At 43.7% G+C, this 14,844-nt stretch carries 18 protein-coding genes and 1 riboswitch; of the genes, 16 read left to right on the top strand and 2 right to left on the bottom strand.

Annotation, left to right across the window (positions count from 1 at the left end; all coding sequences use genetic code 11):
* The first annotated feature begins 7 nt into the window (after positions 1-7).
* The 8 genes from AC1MBV_RS14815 (at position 8) to AC1MBV_RS14780 (ending at position 5,139) form a co-directional block, all read left to right on the top strand.
* Positions 8-892, top strand: coding sequence for a class I SAM-dependent methyltransferase (locus AC1MBV_RS14815; protein ID WP_255749172.1), 885 nt, complete (start codon positions 8-10; stop codon positions 890-892).
* Positions 893-946: 54 nt separating this feature from the next.
* Positions 947-1,453 (top strand): GNAT family N-acetyltransferase, encoded by a 507-nt coding sequence (locus AC1MBV_RS14810; protein ID WP_255749170.1) that lies wholly within the window; start codon positions 947-949, stop codon positions 1,451-1,453.
* Between the two features lie 142 nt (positions 1,454-1,595).
* Positions 1,596-1,811 (top strand): DUF6366 family protein, encoded by a 216-nt coding sequence (locus AC1MBV_RS14805; RefSeq protein ID WP_255749169.1) that lies wholly within the window; start codon positions 1,596-1,598, stop codon positions 1,809-1,811.
* 175 nt (positions 1,812-1,986) lie between these two features.
* Positions 1,987-2,187 carry a hypothetical protein gene (locus AC1MBV_RS14800; RefSeq protein WP_255749168.1) on the top strand — a complete coding sequence of 67 codons (201 nt, stop codon included), beginning with the start codon at positions 1,987-1,989 and terminating at the stop codon, positions 2,185-2,187.
* 45 nt (positions 2,188-2,232) lie between these two features.
* The gene (locus AC1MBV_RS14795) at positions 2,233-3,276 is read left to right on the top strand and encodes a S66 family peptidase (protein WP_255749167.1); all 1,044 of its coding nucleotides are present in this window, start codon (positions 2,233-2,235) and stop codon (positions 3,274-3,276) included.
* A 22-nt stretch (positions 3,277-3,298) separates the two neighbouring features.
* Positions 3,299-3,727: a GNAT family N-acetyltransferase gene (locus AC1MBV_RS14790; protein ID WP_255749166.1), complete on the top strand. Its 429-nt coding sequence runs from the start codon at positions 3,299-3,301 to the stop codon at positions 3,725-3,727.
* A 39-nt stretch (positions 3,728-3,766) separates the two neighbouring features.
* A complete protein-coding gene (locus AC1MBV_RS14785; protein ID WP_255749165.1) occupies positions 3,767-4,300 on the top strand; it encodes a CDP-alcohol phosphatidyltransferase family protein in 534 nt (177 codons plus the stop codon).
* 230 nt (positions 4,301-4,530) lie between these two features.
* On the top strand, positions 4,531-5,139 hold the full coding sequence (locus AC1MBV_RS14780; RefSeq protein ID WP_480948622.1) for a hypothetical protein: 609 nt from the start codon (positions 4,531-4,533) through the stop codon (positions 5,137-5,139).
* 65 nt (positions 5,140-5,204) lie between these two features.
* Here AC1MBV_RS14780 and AC1MBV_RS14775 read toward each other — a convergent pair whose 3' ends face one another.
* On the bottom strand, positions 5,205-6,677 hold the full coding sequence (locus AC1MBV_RS14775; RefSeq protein WP_480948790.1) for an MFS transporter: 1,473 nt from the start codon (positions 6,675-6,677) through the stop codon (positions 5,205-5,207).
* A gap of 58 nt (positions 6,678-6,735) precedes the next feature.
* Positions 6,736-7,983 (bottom strand): alkaline phosphatase family protein, encoded by a 1,248-nt coding sequence (locus tag AC1MBV_RS14770; protein WP_255749162.1) that lies wholly within the window; start codon positions 7,981-7,983, stop codon positions 6,736-6,738.
* A 182-nt stretch (positions 7,984-8,165) separates the two neighbouring features.
* Between AC1MBV_RS14770 and AC1MBV_RS14765 the strand changes: the two genes are divergently transcribed.
* The 8 genes from AC1MBV_RS14765 to AC1MBV_RS14730 all read left to right on the top strand — a co-directional run bounded on the left by AC1MBV_RS14765 (position 8,166) and on the right by AC1MBV_RS14730 (position 14,798).
* Positions 8,166-8,720, top strand: a complete 555-nt coding sequence (locus tag AC1MBV_RS14765) for a DUF1697 domain-containing protein (protein WP_255749161.1) — start codon at positions 8,166-8,168, stop codon at positions 8,718-8,720.
* Entirely contained in the window at positions 8,713-8,952 is a 240-nt protein-coding gene (locus tag AC1MBV_RS14760; RefSeq protein ID WP_480948621.1) for a MarR family transcriptional regulator, read from the top strand. The genes AC1MBV_RS14765 and AC1MBV_RS14760 overlap by 8 nt, the downstream gene beginning before the upstream one ends.
* Positions 8,953-9,560: 608 nt before the next feature.
* Positions 9,561-9,995, top strand: a complete 435-nt coding sequence (locus tag AC1MBV_RS14755; protein WP_480948620.1) for a hypothetical protein — start codon at positions 9,561-9,563, stop codon at positions 9,993-9,995.
* A 35-nt stretch (positions 9,996-10,030) separates the two neighbouring features.
* A riboswitch (purine riboswitch) is annotated at positions 10,031-10,133 on the top strand.
* A gap of 153 nt (positions 10,134-10,286) precedes the next feature.
* On the top strand, positions 10,287-10,850 hold the full coding sequence (locus tag AC1MBV_RS14750) for a phosphoribosyltransferase family protein (RefSeq protein WP_255749182.1): 564 nt from the start codon (positions 10,287-10,289) through the stop codon (positions 10,848-10,850).
* A gap of 18 nt (positions 10,851-10,868) precedes the next feature.
* Positions 10,869-12,554 carry an ABC transporter ATP-binding protein gene (locus tag AC1MBV_RS14745; RefSeq protein ID WP_480948619.1) on the top strand — a complete coding sequence of 562 codons (1,686 nt, stop codon included), beginning with the start codon at positions 10,869-10,871 and terminating at the stop codon, positions 12,552-12,554.
* A complete protein-coding gene (locus tag AC1MBV_RS14740; RefSeq protein ID WP_255749157.1) occupies positions 12,547-13,362 on the top strand; it encodes an energy-coupling factor transporter transmembrane component T family protein in 816 nt (271 codons plus the stop codon). Before AC1MBV_RS14745 ends, AC1MBV_RS14740 begins: the two co-directional genes overlap by 8 nt.
* A gap of 84 nt (positions 13,363-13,446) precedes the next feature.
* Positions 13,447-14,226, top strand: a complete 780-nt coding sequence (locus AC1MBV_RS14735) for a creatininase family protein (RefSeq protein WP_255749156.1) — start codon at positions 13,447-13,449, stop codon at positions 14,224-14,226.
* 14 nt (positions 14,227-14,240) lie between these two features.
* Entirely contained in the window at positions 14,241-14,798 is a 558-nt protein-coding gene (locus tag AC1MBV_RS14730) for an aminotriazole resistance protein (RefSeq protein ID WP_255749155.1), read from the top strand.
* Positions 14,799-14,844 lie beyond the last annotated feature (46 nt).

Below are 14,844 nucleotides of genomic sequence, written 5' to 3'. Positions count from 1 at the left end.
TGGCATTGTGTATAGCAATTGGTCCGATTATGTACAAACTTCAGAAGAACTTTACCGATCCAGAGCATTGCGTTTTCATGATGGGAACAAAACAAAATGGTTGGACTTGTTGCGGATTCAAGACGGTATGTCCGTACTTGAAGTCGGGTGCGGCAGCGGTTTGTTCGCTCATCGAGTCAAAACCTATTTACCGCACACGACAGTCACCGGACTTGATTTTGACTCGGGGCATATTGCTTTTGCGAAAGCAAAATCTCATGAACTTGGACTGGATTGCATGTTTGCTAATGGCGATGCTACTGCTATGCCTTTCACTGATCAAACCTTTGATTTGTGCTATTCATTCACGGTCATGGAACATATTGAACCTAACGCTTTTTTACATGAACAATACCGTGTCTTAAAACCTGGGGGAACAATAGCTGTGCTTACAGTATTGCCAGGGCTGAATCTGAGTGGTGAAAATTGGCAACCGACCGCCGGAGAAGAACAAAAACTATTTGAGAAGGCATTCCAGGCCGCGCCCGAGGCACCAATTCAGATTCGGAAGTATCCGCTATCAGTGTCAGAGTATGCACCAATAATGGAGAAAAACGGATTTCGAGACATTAATGTCAACGTGATGTCACTGGTGAGCTATGCACCAGATAGTGCTGATGTGCCGGTTGAACGCGCAATTGAGTGCATCAATGTGAATCGTTTGTTCATGTTAAATAGCATGAGCAAGGCGCTTAATTTGAATCCTGCTGCATTAACCAAGCAAGAACGAAGCCGTTTGAACGAGTTAATCAATCACCGGTTTGATGAACGTATCCATTGCTATGAAAATGGGGAAAAAATGTGGGATATTGCAACGATAAATGTTGTGGCACTGACCGGAAGAAAAAACTGAACGTGTTTTTTTTATGAAGTATATAGGCTATATGTAACGAAAGGATGCGTTGACATGCTTGAAATTATGAAAGCGGTTTTGGCAAATGCTGAGGACCTCGGGTTCGTGCATGCGACATCATGGAAACAGGCATATCGAGGTATTGTCCCGCAAACGTTTCTAGATCAGTTGACGTCAGAATCGCGAGCGACTTTTTTTAGAAAAGCGATTTCCATCAGTCAACATGAATTTTATGGTGCCTATTTAAAAGGAAAGCCTGTAGGAATGATGTCGATTGGCCATTCAAGGGACAAAGATGCGTCTGAAGATACTGCGGAAATCAGTGCAATTTATTGCATTGCTGATGTATGGGGAACGGGTTGTGGCAGACAGCTTATGGATTTTGCCGTAAACCATTTGAAGAAGCACGCCTATCATACGATCTCTTTATGGGTGTTTGAAGAGAACCGACGGGCGAGAAAATTCTACGAAAAATACGGCTATACGTTTGATGGGACGAAGGAACAATCGGATATTAGCGGGAAGCAGATGACTGAAATGCGTTATATTTATCAGCTATAGGATCGAAAAGGATTTTCTGTTAATAGTCATTAAATTAAATGAGATTGTAGTTTATTGATAGAGCAGTTTTTTGCAGTATCCGTCTATATTTTAAAGAAACTAAGAGACAGTGGTTAAAATCATAGAAAGTGGGGGTGTGGTCATGAGTGATGACAAAGAAACACCTGAAAAAAGAAGAGAAAGACTGAGACAAGAAGAATTAAAAAGAAATCCAACCGGAACTTTGAACGATGCGTTTAATAGGGCAAAAAATGGCAGTCTTGTTGATTTAGTGGGCAGCTTAGGCTGGAAGGGGATTGGACTACTTATCCTTGTCATCACAATAGGTTTTATTGTCGTATCAATATTTTTAAAGTAAAGAGCCATTGCTCAATGAATGTGAGAAATGATTGAAGGATAAAAGGTATAATGAATACAATCGTATTCACATCCAGAAATGACGAAATGGAAGGCTTTTATCATTGCAGAGGTTTTCATTCAATTGATGGTATGGTCAAGATGTGAAAAAAACTTGAATCGAAGGTAATGAGAGAATGACTACTGCAAATGAAAAATGGTTAGCTATTCCTAAACAAACTCGAGAACAATTGAAGCGAAATGTCTTTTGCACAAATTGCGGCAAAGCAGTTGAAATTGTAGGTTATACGATTAATAGGGATCGTTTCGGTATTATCTTAAAGGGAAAATGTGCGGAATGTGGCCATGATGTTGCACGTGTAATTGAAAATGATTAACAGTGTTCTTGAGAACCTGTGCATTGTCGAAAGGAAAACACATATATGCTGAATTTAATCAAGCCACCGATGCTTAAGCCTGGTGACACGGTGGCAACGGTCAGCTCGTCGTGGGGCGGAGCTGGGGACGAAGCAATTAACTGGCGTTACTTGCAAGGGAAGCAACGCTTGGAACAAGTTTTCGGATTAAAAGTAGTTGAAATGCCAAACACTTTGAAAGGCACGGAGTATGTTTACAAACATCCGGAAAAACGGGCAGAGGATTTGATGCAGGCTTTTGCCGATTCATCGATTAAGGCTATTATTTCCTGCATTGGCGGCAGCGACAGCATCCGCATGCTCCCTTATATTGATTTTGATGTGATCCGCAACAATCCGAAAATCGTGACCGGCTATTCGGACAGTACAGTTACTCACTTTCTCTGTCTTAAAGCGGGGATCTCAAGTTTTTACGGCTTGTCGCTGCTGAATGATTTTGCTGAGAACGTCAAAATGTCCGACTATACTTTGGAGTGGGCGAATAAAGTGCTCTTCAGTAGTGCGCCAATTGGTGAGATTCCGGTTTCTAAGGAATATACAGCGCAGCGCCTTGAATGGGTGATCGGAAATAAAAATGTACTAAGAAAATTCGAGAAAAATACGGATTACGAACTCATACAGGGAACGGGAATAATAACCGGGCGCCTGATCGGAGGTTGTCTGGAAGTCATTGACATGATCAAAGGTACCTCACTTTTCCCGGAATTAAACGACTTCGATGATGCCATACTTTTTCTTGAAACATCTGAGGAAATGCCTCCGGTTTGGCTGCTTGAAGACAGTTTGAGAAGCTATGGCATGATGGGCATTTTTGATCGAATTAATGGCCTGGTTTTCGGCAAACCGTTCAGAGGAACGTTTTACGAAGAATATAAGGAAATTATTAAAAGAATTCTGGCGGAATTTAGCAAAGAAGAACTGCCGGTTTTATATAACGGCAGTTTCGGTCACAACGAACCAAAATGTCTCCTGCCATACGGAGCACTCGCTGAGATTCGTTGCGATGAACCCGGTTTTGCTATTTTGGAATCTGGTGTTGTTAAACTGTGAACCTATGTTCTGAGGTGAGTCGATGAATATAAGACAAATGGAGCTTGAGGACCTGCCACAACTCGCAATCTTGTATCGCCAGTTTTGGAATGAAGATTCCAATATCGATCAAATGAAGGCACAATTTAGAAAAATAAATCAGCGTAAGACACACATATTATTAAGTGCTGTTTCAGAGGATCGATTGGTCGGTTCTGTTATGGGTGTGGTGTGTGACGAGCTATACGGAGACTGTCTGCCTTTCTTGGTCATTGAGAACATGATTGTTGATCGTGGTGCTCGACGAATGGGTGTAGGCAAGGCTCTTCTCAATGAATTGGAAAAACGGGCACGGGAAAGACAGTGTTCGCAGATGATTCTTGTGACTGAAAGAAACAGAACGGATGCCTGCGGGTTTTATGAATCCTATGGATTTTTAAAAGATCACAAGGGTTATAAGAAAAAGCTATAGTCCGATATTCAGAAATGTGCTGTCAACCGGAGGAACCTTTTGAACTACTTACCGAATATTTTGAGCATAAGCCGGATCATTTTTGTAATCTTGCTTCTTTTTACATATAAAAACAGCTGGATATTTGTCGTGCTGTACGTATTGACAGGCCTGACCGATATCCTTGACGGCGTCATTGCACGGAAAACTAACAGTCAGAGCAGGTTTGGTACACGTCTGGATTCATTTGCGGATGTCATGATGTATGGCGTTCTATGTGTTTTATTCTTTTATTGGGCCGGGAATCTTCTTGTACCATTTGCTCTATTCATTGTCTTGATCGCCTCTGTCAGAATAATAAGCTTACTCATTGCGGCATATAAATACCATGCGTTTGTCAGCGTGCATACATGGGGAAATAAGCTGGCGGGTCTGCTTATTTTCATGGCTCCCGTTGTATATATTACGTTCAAGAGCGTGGAATTTTTATGGATTGTCGGGTTGGTCGCATTGCTGAGCGCTGTTGAAGAAATGCTCATTCATTTAAAAAGCAAGTCAGCAAATGAAAATAGGCGCAGTATTTTTTTTAAATAGGTGTCTTCAACTTTGACGTAAGCATTGTGAGGGTATAGACTAAATATATTATAGCGCTTACAAAAATGGAGTGATGCACTTGGGTATTGCCTTGGGATTACTCGCGTTATTATTTTCTACGGCGGCTGCAGTCTATTGGTACAATGAGGCTAAAGGAAGAGAAAGTAAAAAATAACTGAATTCGTTTATACTGGCGCATGATGCCGTGACAAATAGGGATACTACTTACAATGAAAGCGCATGATCTTAATGTGCTGTTCACTCTAATCTTTACAGAAATGAGCGATGAATCATTGATGAAATCCGTTGTCATTGCCATGTGCTTTCTTTTGTTGCCCTTTTCCGCATCGGCTGCTGAGAGCAAGATCGATGACGGTACAGCGCCAAGAACTGAGTCGGGGACCTTGTTTATTGGTATGGATGGACAGTTTAAGCGATTTCCAGTTCATGTCCAAGGTACGCTGACTCCTGAAAAACAAATTCAGGAAATCGCACGTCTGACCGGATGGGATCTCTCCCTTGCCGAACCGGTATCAGTTGGACGATTGGGAATGACAGTCGTTTTCAGCGATCAAGCCTCATTTTTCAAATGGCCGCTGTATGATCAGAAAGCTGAATTTGCCGTTCCGGATCTGAGAACCTTGACGTACACAATTTTAGACAGTGTCAGGCATACCTTGCAGTATAATGACTTTTACAATCCCGAGGAGATGGATATCAGCAAACTGAACATTTACTTCGGCCTTTCCGGCGAACGACCGTTTGAAGTGCCGGCGGCCGGTATCAAGCTACCGCTTGATAAACCGTACCCCGGATCCTCAAAACTGCTACATCACTGATCACAAAAGGAGCACATCGCATGTGCTCCTTTTACTTGGTAAGCTGAATTTAAAACAAAAGTCAATTAAACTTCTTCGGTTTCTACTGATTTCTGCGTACTCATGTGAACCTTGCTCAACGTCAGTGAGCCAAAACCGACAGCAAAAATGATGAGCAGACTAAGAATGCCGAAGGATGACCTTCCGGTAAGAGCGGCGCTGAACGCATAAAGTGCCGGTCCGATTACAGCGGCGAATTTGCCGAAAATATCATAAAAACCAAAGAACTCGTTTGAGCGGTTAGCCGGGATCAACTTGGCGAAAAAGGAGCGGCTGAGCGCCTGAATGCCACCTTGGCTTGTACTCACAAGAATCGCAACGACCCAAAACAGCAGTGTCGAGAAGTGAAGCGCGTTTGTATATTCGCTTGATCGATTCGTGTCGGATAAAAAGCTGTCGACATCCGTTTTCATTTTCTGAAGCTCCGCTTTTTCTGTGCTGTTCATGGATTGTGAAAGTTCGTCCATTTGTTTATTAAATGCTTCTGTGCGGTCGGAACTCGCTAGAATGGAACGACCGTTTTTTTCTACAGTATTAATGGTTTGCTGATCCAGCTGAGCATTGGATTGATTAACGACATGAATAAACTCATTCTCATATGCTTTTTGATGCGGTTCTAAAGAAAAACCAAGATAAAAACCAAGCAGACAGATCAGCATGTAAATCAACACGCCTCCTTGAAGCATGCGATGCGTGCCGAAGTGTTCGGAAAGCCGACCGAACAGAATGGAAAAAGGGACGGCGAGAATCTGTGTCAGAAGCAGAGCCAGAATCATTAGACTGCTGCTTAGGCCCAGCGTGCTTCCATATGAAGTGGACATGGAAATCACTGTACCCACACCGTCGATATAGAAAAAGTAGGCAATCATAAAAAATAAAAGCTTTCGATTGTGAATAATTGCAAGAACAGTTTCCTTGATGTTTACAAAGGTGTTTCTGAACATTTTTGATTTCGGCATGCTGATGTAATGCGTCTGATGGACATGACGCAGGATAGGCAAGCTGAATATGAGCCACCAAAGTACAGTCAGCACAACAGACAGTTTGACTGCAAGCGTTCCATCGACGCCGATTGAACTGCCGAACAGGATCAGTGCGATTGAGATGAGGAAAGGGATTGTGCTTCCGCCTAAATAACCCATGGCATAGCCATACGCCGACACTTTATTCATCCGATCTCGAGTGGTCACATCGGTCAGAAAGCTGTCATAAAAGAGCGAAGTGCCTTCAAAACCGATGAACGAAAAGCTGTAGCCGAGCAGCATAAGCAGTGGTTGATCCGTGAAGGCCATGAACGCGGTGAAAAATGCGCCGAAGAGGAGCGAACAAGTAAACAGCTTTTTTTTCATCCCTTTGAAGTCGCCAAGTGCACCAAGAAAGGGAGCAGTCAGTGCGATGAGCAGAGAAGAAGCTGATGTCGCATAGCCCCACCAGACGTCACCGGCAATACCGTTGGACCTGGCGATGGAAGCGAAATAGATGGGAAAGACCGCGGACATAATGATGGTCGCATATACCGAATTCGCCCAGTCATACATAATCCAGCTTTTTTCTGTTTTAGTGAATTTCGGCAAATTGATCGCTCCCTGACAATCTGTTTTTTCCATCCATCGACCATAGCGGTACTCCGAGTAAATCAGCGGCTAACGGGCATATGTCGATAATACATCCGCCTTCGGTCACCTTATTTTTACCGATTCTTGGTCCGACTGCAAGATAGAAAGGCTGATATTCATCGTGAGCCAGACTGTAGCCATGTGATCCTTTTACCGGTTCACCGAAACTGTATCCATCGGCGGCTTCTATGCCGCAGAGAAATTCTCGATCGAGACCGCTGATATCCATTTCTTCATCTGACAGCTTTCGTTTTACTGAAGAGTGGGACAGGTAATCGGAAAAATGCTGAAGCACCGTTTCTTTTACTGATGAATTCAAGATTTTCAGAAATGATGTACCGCCGCCGTTGTGGAAAAAGGCATCATAGTGTTCGATGCCGTCCTCTGTTCTGTGAATCAGCCCATTTTCTCTAAGCCAGTCATTAGGATCAACCGAGGTATGAACGTTGAGACATCCGTGATCACTGAATACGATAATGGCCGTGTGTTCTTCTCCCCATGCTTGAAATGCAGCATCCATTAATTGCCCTAGTCGATCATCAAGGCGAGTGAGTGCGTTAGCAGCCTCTTGACTTCTCGGTCCGAATCGATGCTTGTGATCATCCACATCAAGAAGATGAAGGAGCAGGAGGTCGGGCTTTTTCTGTATCAATGCATCAAGAGCAATATGGGTTGTAAATTCATCAAGGCAAGGCTCGGAGATTTTCTTCAAATAGTTTCTATTTCGCCATAGTGAGGAGAGGATGAACCACGAGCTTCCGCCTTTCAGCAGTGCAGAAGCACGTTCGAGGATTCCCATTTTTCCAGGTACTTCAGGGAAATTCCATTTTATTTTTGCTCCGCAAGTCACTGGATAGAAGATTGAACAGACGTCCAATCCAATCTCGGCAGCTTTATCATAAAGCTTAGGGGCTTTTACTAAATGAGCTTCCCGTCGCCAATCAGGTGCATCATTGCCCGGCTGGCTCATAATATTTTCAACCAAGCCATGTCTGTCGGGATGGACGCCTGTGATAATGGAACTATGGCAAGGATACGTATTCGAGATGAAAACGGATTGCACATTTCGAACAAGTGTGCCTTGAGATGAGAGCTGCGAAAAGTTGGGCAGCTTCATGAGCGTGTTGGTATCAGTTGTACTCACTGCGTCAAGTGAGATCATGAGCAAATGAGTGGTTTCATCCTTCATTGTAATCCCCTCCCGAAAAATGGGCTTTTGCTGTACATGGACTGCATAAGACGATTTAACTAAATGAGCAGTCTGCTTCTACCAATATATCAGTAGAGTTTGAAGTCGCCAGCAGGGTTTATGTAAAATATAAGTAAAAATAAGCAATGCTAAAATGATATATCTTGAGAGAAGGTAAGAAAATGATCTATATTGCACTGCTGCGCGGCATTAATGTCGGAGGAAGAAATAAGATCAAAATGGCAGATTTACGGGGAGCGCTTGAAATCGCCGGATTCCAAAAGGTACGCACATATATTCAGAGTGGTAACATACTGCTTGAGTCTGAGGAGACTGAGCATGAGCTCGAAGGACAGATTGAGCACATCATTGATGAACAGTTCGGTCTGACCGTTCATGTTGTTGTGAGAGACAAAAGTGAACTGGAAACGATCATTCGGAATTGTCCGTTTCGTAAAGATGAAATTGCCCGTGCACGGGAAACCGCAGTAGGTGAATGTCTCTACGTAACGATGCTCAGTACTGCACCTGATCCTGAAAAAGTACGGCTTCAATCAGAGTCTGACTTCGGCATGGATCGCTATCAAATTGCCGGTCGGAATGTCTATCTTCTCTTCCATCACAGTATCCGCAATTCGAAACTGGCACTGCGTGTCGAAAAATTGAGCCCTTATTGCACAACGCGAAATTGGAAAACAATTGACAAACTCTTTGTGCTCGCAAACCAATTTGAGTGATTATAATAGAGTTGATCCTCAAAAAGGATACATAATCGGAGGGATTCAAACGATGGAGAGCTACGATGCCGTATTAGCCTATTTTGAAAAAGCCGCAGAACCTGCAAACGCAGGCAAAGTTGCTGATGCAACTGGACTGGACAAAAAAGAAGTCAACAAAGTAATGACTAAGTTGAAGAAAGAAGAGAAAATCGTTTCACCAAAACGCTGCTATTGGGAAATTAAAAAATAAGTCTTTAAAAAACGGAATCAGTTAAAAACGGAGTAAGTGGTTTGCCACTTGCTCCGTTTTTTTTTACAGGTAATGAGAGTTTATCGCTTTTTGCCTTGCCAGTATGATGATAAGGTCATATAAGATTCGGTTAGGCGATCAGGTAAGCGCCAGATCTGAGAAATAAAAGAAAAAATTCCGCATAATTAGAAAATGAACGAAAAAAATGCTTAAATAGACGGAGAACTTCCCCTTATCGAATCGAAAAATGTGAAAATGATAGGTTTTTCTGTGCATAGGCGGAAAAATTACCCTTATGTACCTGTGAACCAAGCGCCATGATGCATATAACCGGAAAATCTCCGCTTATTTTACGGTATATGGTAATGAACTTTCGAATGTAATGAACTTTCGCTAATGACACATACGCTGTTTGCAACGCGAAAGTCACCGCATCCTGCGGAAGTACGTCATGTATGCAATGCGAAAGTCATCACATCCTGTGAAAGTAAGGACCGGGCACTTTTTGCTCCGCTTTGTTTTTTTTGTCGCTGCAAATGGGGTATAAGATTGTTCGCTGGTTGCCATCCTAATCCTGACTAAACTTTGTCTGGATGGTGATTGAAGTAATGGAAACGGTTACGAATTTTTTGGAACAATTGGAGTATCTCAATCGATTTAATCATCAACAAAAATTATGGCTGTACGCGATGGTGTCCTTTATGCGTGGTGCATTCCCGAATTGGGATGAGACGATTTTTTGTCGGATGCCTGCTTATCGATGGCACCAAAAATACATAGCTTTCTCTGCAACGAGGGATTACTTTTCGTTCCACACCAATGATACGGCACAAATACTTTATCTTAGGAAGCAGCTGGTGAATGCTTTATTTGGCAAACGCTGTGTTCGCGTATCACTCAATTGCACAGAAGATTTGCCTGCTTTTTTTGAAGCATGCCGGCGAGCGGCACACTGGGAACGTCAGGATAAATTGCAAACAGTCAGGTCAAGATCAACTAATAGTTTGAATAATGATTCTGTTGCTAAAAGATTATTACAGTGATATAATTTTTATTAAGAAAGATGTCGAAATAAATCGAATTACATACAATGTGAAACCATATAACTCTGCAAATAAGGTGTAGAAGTCTCTACGCGGCAACCGTAAATTGCCTGCACTATGGTGTTCTTGTTCCTTTTAGCCTGGCGGATCGGGTATTTTATGCATTTTTACGGCATGATTGCTTCATTTGTCATGGCGAACGGAACTTGTCGCAAGGCAGAGGACACCCGTTCCCTGCTTTTTTCTATTTCGAGCAGTGTAGTTAAATTTGAAAGAAATCAGGTGAACCGAATGGATGAATTTATACTCAAGGTCGCGGGAGTTGAACGAAAACTGCCGGTTGTCCGGATTGCGGATCATATCAAGATTGCAAGTTTTGTTATTTTAGGTGACACAGAGCTTGTTTCCAAATCCGCCGAGGCGCTGAAGGAACGCATACCTGAAGCGGACTATTTCATTACTGCGGAAGCGAAAGGAATTCCGTTGATCCATGAATTATCACGGATATGCGGAAAGAAGCGTTACTTTGTTGCCCGCAAAAGCATCAAACCTTATATGAGTGATCCGTTTGTGACGGAAGTTTACTCAATAACCACTCAAAGAAAACAGTTGCTCTGCATTGAAAAAGAAGAGAGCGAAATGATCAAAGGCAAGCGGATTCTGATTGTGGACGATGTGATCAGTACCGGTGAATCTGTACGGGCACTGGAAAAGTTGATTAAGAGAGCCGGAGGCACTTTGGTCGGCAAGGCCGCAATACTCGCCGAGGGTGATGACGCTATGAAACGTGATGATATTATCTATCTGGAAGAACTGCCATTATTCCCTATTGATCCGTCTGATGCAATCCAATAAAGCGGGGAGTCCATAACGTTGAGCTTCAAAATTGAGAATGTCAGCTATAAATATAGTGCGGATACACCGCAAATTTTAAAAAATATTAATATGGAAATCAGAGAAGCTGAGGTTACGGCGATTGTCGGACCGAGCGGATGCGGCAAGTCGACACTGGTCAGCATTCTTAGCGGAGTGATTCCAACTTTAATGAATAAAGGCGAACTGTCGGGTTCCTTTCAGGCAGGTGAAGAGGTCATGATCTCCGTAGTCAGCCAGACACCTGAAAATCAGCTGTTTGGTTATGGTGTTGAAGACGCACTTGCGTTTGGTGTGGAAAACATGGGACTCGCCAGCGATGAGATTCATGAACGTGTCGAGTCGGTGCTTGATTTGCTGCATATTCAGCATTTGAGAAAACGGGCTGTGTCGACGCTTTCCGGCGGACAGAGGCAAGCCGTGTGCATTGCATCTGTTCTCGCCATGCGTCCGAATTTGGTGATCATGGACGAACCGGTCAGCTCACTGGATCCGCAGGGAAAGCATTTGATTCAGTCGGTGCTTAATCAGCTGCGCGCAACTGGGCAAACGACTGTTATTGTCGATAATAACCTGGATTGGTTTTCGGGAATCGTCGATCATGTTGTCGGAATCGACAACGGTGAAGTAGTTTTTGACGGGAGCAGGGATGAGTTCTTCGCCAAGTTTGATGTTCAGCATCAGCTCGGTGTCATCATTCCTCAAGAGGTTGAAATCTATCGAGAGCTTTCAAAAAGAATTAAAGGATTGCAGCCTTTTTCCACATTAGATGAAGCATATGATGCGCTTCATGATCGCTTCGAAAAACCGGAGGCGGCAGCTGCATTGGATCCATCTGAAGAACATGCAGAAAATGTGCTTGAGGTAACAGATCTCAGCAAGAGTTTTCAAGACGGGTTTCAGGCATTGAACCATATTGATGCCGGGTTTGAAAAAGGAAAAATCATATCCATATTGGGGCAAAACGGCTCTGGAAAAACAACCTTAGTGAAGCATCTGAATGGACTGTACCGCCCGACTGAAGGCAGGGTTGCCTACCTGGGTGCGGAAACCTCAGACAAATCTGTAGCCGAAATCAGTCGCGATATTATTCTCGTATTTCAGCATCCTGAACACATGCTTTTTGAAGAAAATGTTTATCAGGAATTAACCTTTTGTGCACGTGCTCAAGGCGTTCCATTCAGTGAAGAAGAGGCACTATCTGTTCTTGAAAAATATGATTTGCTCAAGGATAAGGAAGAGCTTCCGGTCAATCTGTCCATGGGCAAGAAGCATTTATTGACGATTCTGTCGGTCCTGTTTTCAAGTGCCAATGTGATCATACTGGATGAACCGACCTTAGGGATGGATCTTCATTTGCGCAATCAATTGGAGGGCATCATAAAGCATCTGAAGGACAAGGGCAAGACGGTAATCTTGATCAGCCATGAAATTCCGCTCGTCTTTAAACTGTCCGATGAATTACTCGTACTTGACCATGCTTCGAAGCTGGAAGAAGGCAGCGTGCAGCAGTTAGCGGACAATGAAGCGCTCTTTGAGAAGATCCATATTGATTTGCCTCCAGTGGTTCGTTTATCTAAGAAGCTTGGATTTAAAACCCTTGCTTGCGACGCGGAACGTTTCGCAGATGCCATTGCAGCAGGAATAAAGAATGACGGCTTTACAGGAGGTGCGAGCAATGGGTGACTTTTTGCAATACGTGGAATTGAATTCGTTTCTGCACCGACTTGATCCGAGAACAAAGTTTGTCTTTTTCATTATCATGTCCGTTCTGACTTCTTTTGTGAAAAGTGGCGTCGCGCTCTTGTTCCTGTTTCTCGTATTTCTGGCGATTTGGCTGATTGGCCGCATCGGCAAGTATATGCTTGTGCTGGCAAACAAAGTCAAGGTGCTTCTGTTATTTATCTTTTTGTTATGGCTGGTGCTCGGAGCGTTCACCATTAACGAGGGACCGACCATATACCGGGCAGCATTCACAATTTTCAGCAATCATTATGTATTCAGCTTGGATTGGTTCGACTTTTATAAAGGTGCCGTATATGCCTTGCGCATTTTCTTAATGATTTCGGCCTTTTACACAGTGATTCTGACGACGAACTTCAGCCAGATTATTCTCGGGTTGCAATCGTGGCGCGTACCCTATGCCGTCGCTTTCGGGGTCGGTCTCGTTTTTCAGATCATTCCAATGATTGTTCAGGAGTTTGCGACGATCATGGAAGCACAGAAATCACGTGGGCTTGAAGTCGATAAATGCAGTGCATTTGCGAAGATGAAAAATTATGTGATCATCTCACTGCCGCTGCTGTTCCGAGTGCTCAGTAAGGGCCATGCGATCTCGCTTGCCATGCATTACTACAAATTGAATTTTAAAGTGAAGCGTACCTCTTACAAAATGATCAAGGCAACGTATTCCGATGCACTCTTTGCATCGGTGACTGTTATTGCCACAGTGCTGACGATCATCTTGCAGATCAACTATTATATTCAGATTTAGTCAGGAAATGTTTTTTTTCCTTGACTGCAGTCAATAATATTTGAAGATTGTGAATTTATTACAAGGGACAGGGGGATTCATGCAATGATTTCAAAATGGGAAAACTTAACGAGAGATGAGATTGCGGCCATTGACAAAGATTCGGCGATTGTGTTCCTGCCGACAGCGGCGACCGAGCAGCATGGCCCGCATCTACCGGTTGGGACAGACGCTATTATTTTGTCCACGCTCATTGACCATTTTATTGAGACACAGAAATTCGATGAAGGTTCGCTGCTTTTTGCTCCGCTGCTGAATGTTGGCAAGAGCAATGAACATATGGGTTTTGCCGGTACGCTCACTTATGGCACGCAGACTTATTATGCGGTGCTGCATGATATTGCCGGTGCCATCGCCAAAAGTGGATTTAAGAAGCTTGTGCTTTTTAACAGCCATGGCGGGAATACGGACATGCTCAACATGATCAGCCGCGACCTGAGAATTGATTTCGGCATGGATGTCTTTGTCTTCGATTGGTGGTTCACCTCATTCTGGGACAAGGGACTCAAAGGGTTAAAGCAGTCTGGGAAATACGGCGTTTTCCATGCTTGCGAGCTGGAAACCTCACTGATGCTGCATGCGGCGCCGGAGACCGTGCATATGGAGCTTGCAGTCGATGAAGATCCGATTGAGGCCCTGCGTGACAACGATTTTGTGACCTTGTTCGGGCCATACAATGCCGGCTGGAAAACAAGCGATGTCACCAAAAGCGGCGTGATTGGTGCGCCAACCTATGCAACTGCTGAAAAAGGCAAAAGGCTGTTTGACTATGCGGTCAAAGAGCTTAAAGATATACTATCTACTTTTGCAAAAACAAATTATTGAGGAGGCGTTACGTAGTGAAAAAATTCACCTTTGTCAACATCATTTTCTTTGTTATCTTCGGTGTATTTACCGGCGTGCTTTGGGCTTACGGCAGCCCGATTCCGCTGATCCCGGGTGCCGTTCATTTCAGAACTTTTGCGTTTATTATTCCTGCTATTGGATTCCTTTTCGGCCCGGTTTCCGGATTTTTCGCCGGCTATATCGGCACATTGGTTTGGTCACTTCTTGGCGGATATTTCATCGCGCCGCATACATTGATTGCCGATGGAATCACGGTAGCGCTCAGTGCCGCGCTTCCTGCTTATGTCATGACACGGAAAAAGTCGCTTGACGAATTGCTCGTGAACAAGACTTCGTTTATTTGGAAATCATTGTTCTGGTCACTGTTGTTCGGCTGCCTGATGATTCTTGCAACCAGCCTGTCGCTTTCGTTCTTCACAGGTCTCGGCTACTGGTACTGCGTTGTATGGATCGGCATTGCAGACGTTGTTCCGATTGCGCTGACACCATTCGTGGTTGTTCTGCTCGCGCCAAGACTCAAACGCATTCAGACAATCATTCCACGTGTATAATACTGAAGCAACCAAACAAACCGCAGGCAAATGCCTGTGGTTTGTT

The sequence above is a fragment of the Sporolactobacillus sp. PKPK-6 genome (assembly GCF_056678885.1).
The sequence above is the reverse complement of the archived record's forward strand: the minus strand, read 5'-3'. Positions and strand labels throughout refer to the sequence as shown.

Bases quoted from the DNA above. Each gene is read 5' to 3' on its own strand.
- AC1MBV_RS14735 (WP_255749156.1), top strand. From the start codon at position 13,447: ATGATTTCAAAATGGGAAAACTTAACGAGAGATGAGATTGCGGCCATT.
- AC1MBV_RS14750 (WP_255749182.1), top strand. From the start codon at position 10,287: ATGGATGAATTTATACTCAAGGTCGCGGGAGTTGAACGAAAACTGCCG.
- AC1MBV_RS14795 (WP_255749167.1), top strand. From the start codon at position 2,233: ATGCTGAATTTAATCAAGCCACCGATGCTTAAGCCTGGTGACACGGTG.
- AC1MBV_RS14810 (WP_255749170.1), top strand. From the start codon at position 947: ATGCTTGAAATTATGAAAGCGGTTTTGGCAAATGCTGAGGACCTCGGG.
- AC1MBV_RS14790 (WP_255749166.1), top strand. From the start codon at position 3,299: ATGAATATAAGACAAATGGAGCTTGAGGACCTGCCACAACTCGCAATC.
- AC1MBV_RS14800 (WP_255749168.1), top strand. From the start codon at position 1,987: ATGACTACTGCAAATGAAAAATGGTTAGCTATTCCTAAACAAACTCGA.
- AC1MBV_RS14805 (WP_255749169.1), top strand. From the start codon at position 1,596: ATGAGTGATGACAAAGAAACACCTGAAAAAAGAAGAGAAAGACTGAGA.
- AC1MBV_RS14780 (WP_480948622.1), top strand. From the start codon at position 4,531: ATGAAAGCGCATGATCTTAATGTGCTGTTCACTCTAATCTTTACAGAA.
- AC1MBV_RS14775 (WP_480948790.1), bottom strand. From the start codon at position 6,677: ATGTCCGCGGTCTTTCCCATCTATTTCGCTTCCATCGCCAGGTCCAAC.
- AC1MBV_RS14765 (WP_255749161.1), top strand. From the start codon at position 8,166: ATGATCTATATTGCACTGCTGCGCGGCATTAATGTCGGAGGAAGAAAT.
- AC1MBV_RS14740 (WP_255749157.1), top strand. From the start codon at position 12,547: ATGGGTGACTTTTTGCAATACGTGGAATTGAATTCGTTTCTGCACCGA.
- AC1MBV_RS14755 (WP_480948620.1), top strand. From the start codon at position 9,561: ATGGAAACGGTTACGAATTTTTTGGAACAATTGGAGTATCTCAATCGA.
- AC1MBV_RS14770 (WP_255749162.1), bottom strand. From the start codon at position 7,983: ATGAAGGATGAAACCACTCATTTGCTCATGATCTCACTTGACGCAGTG.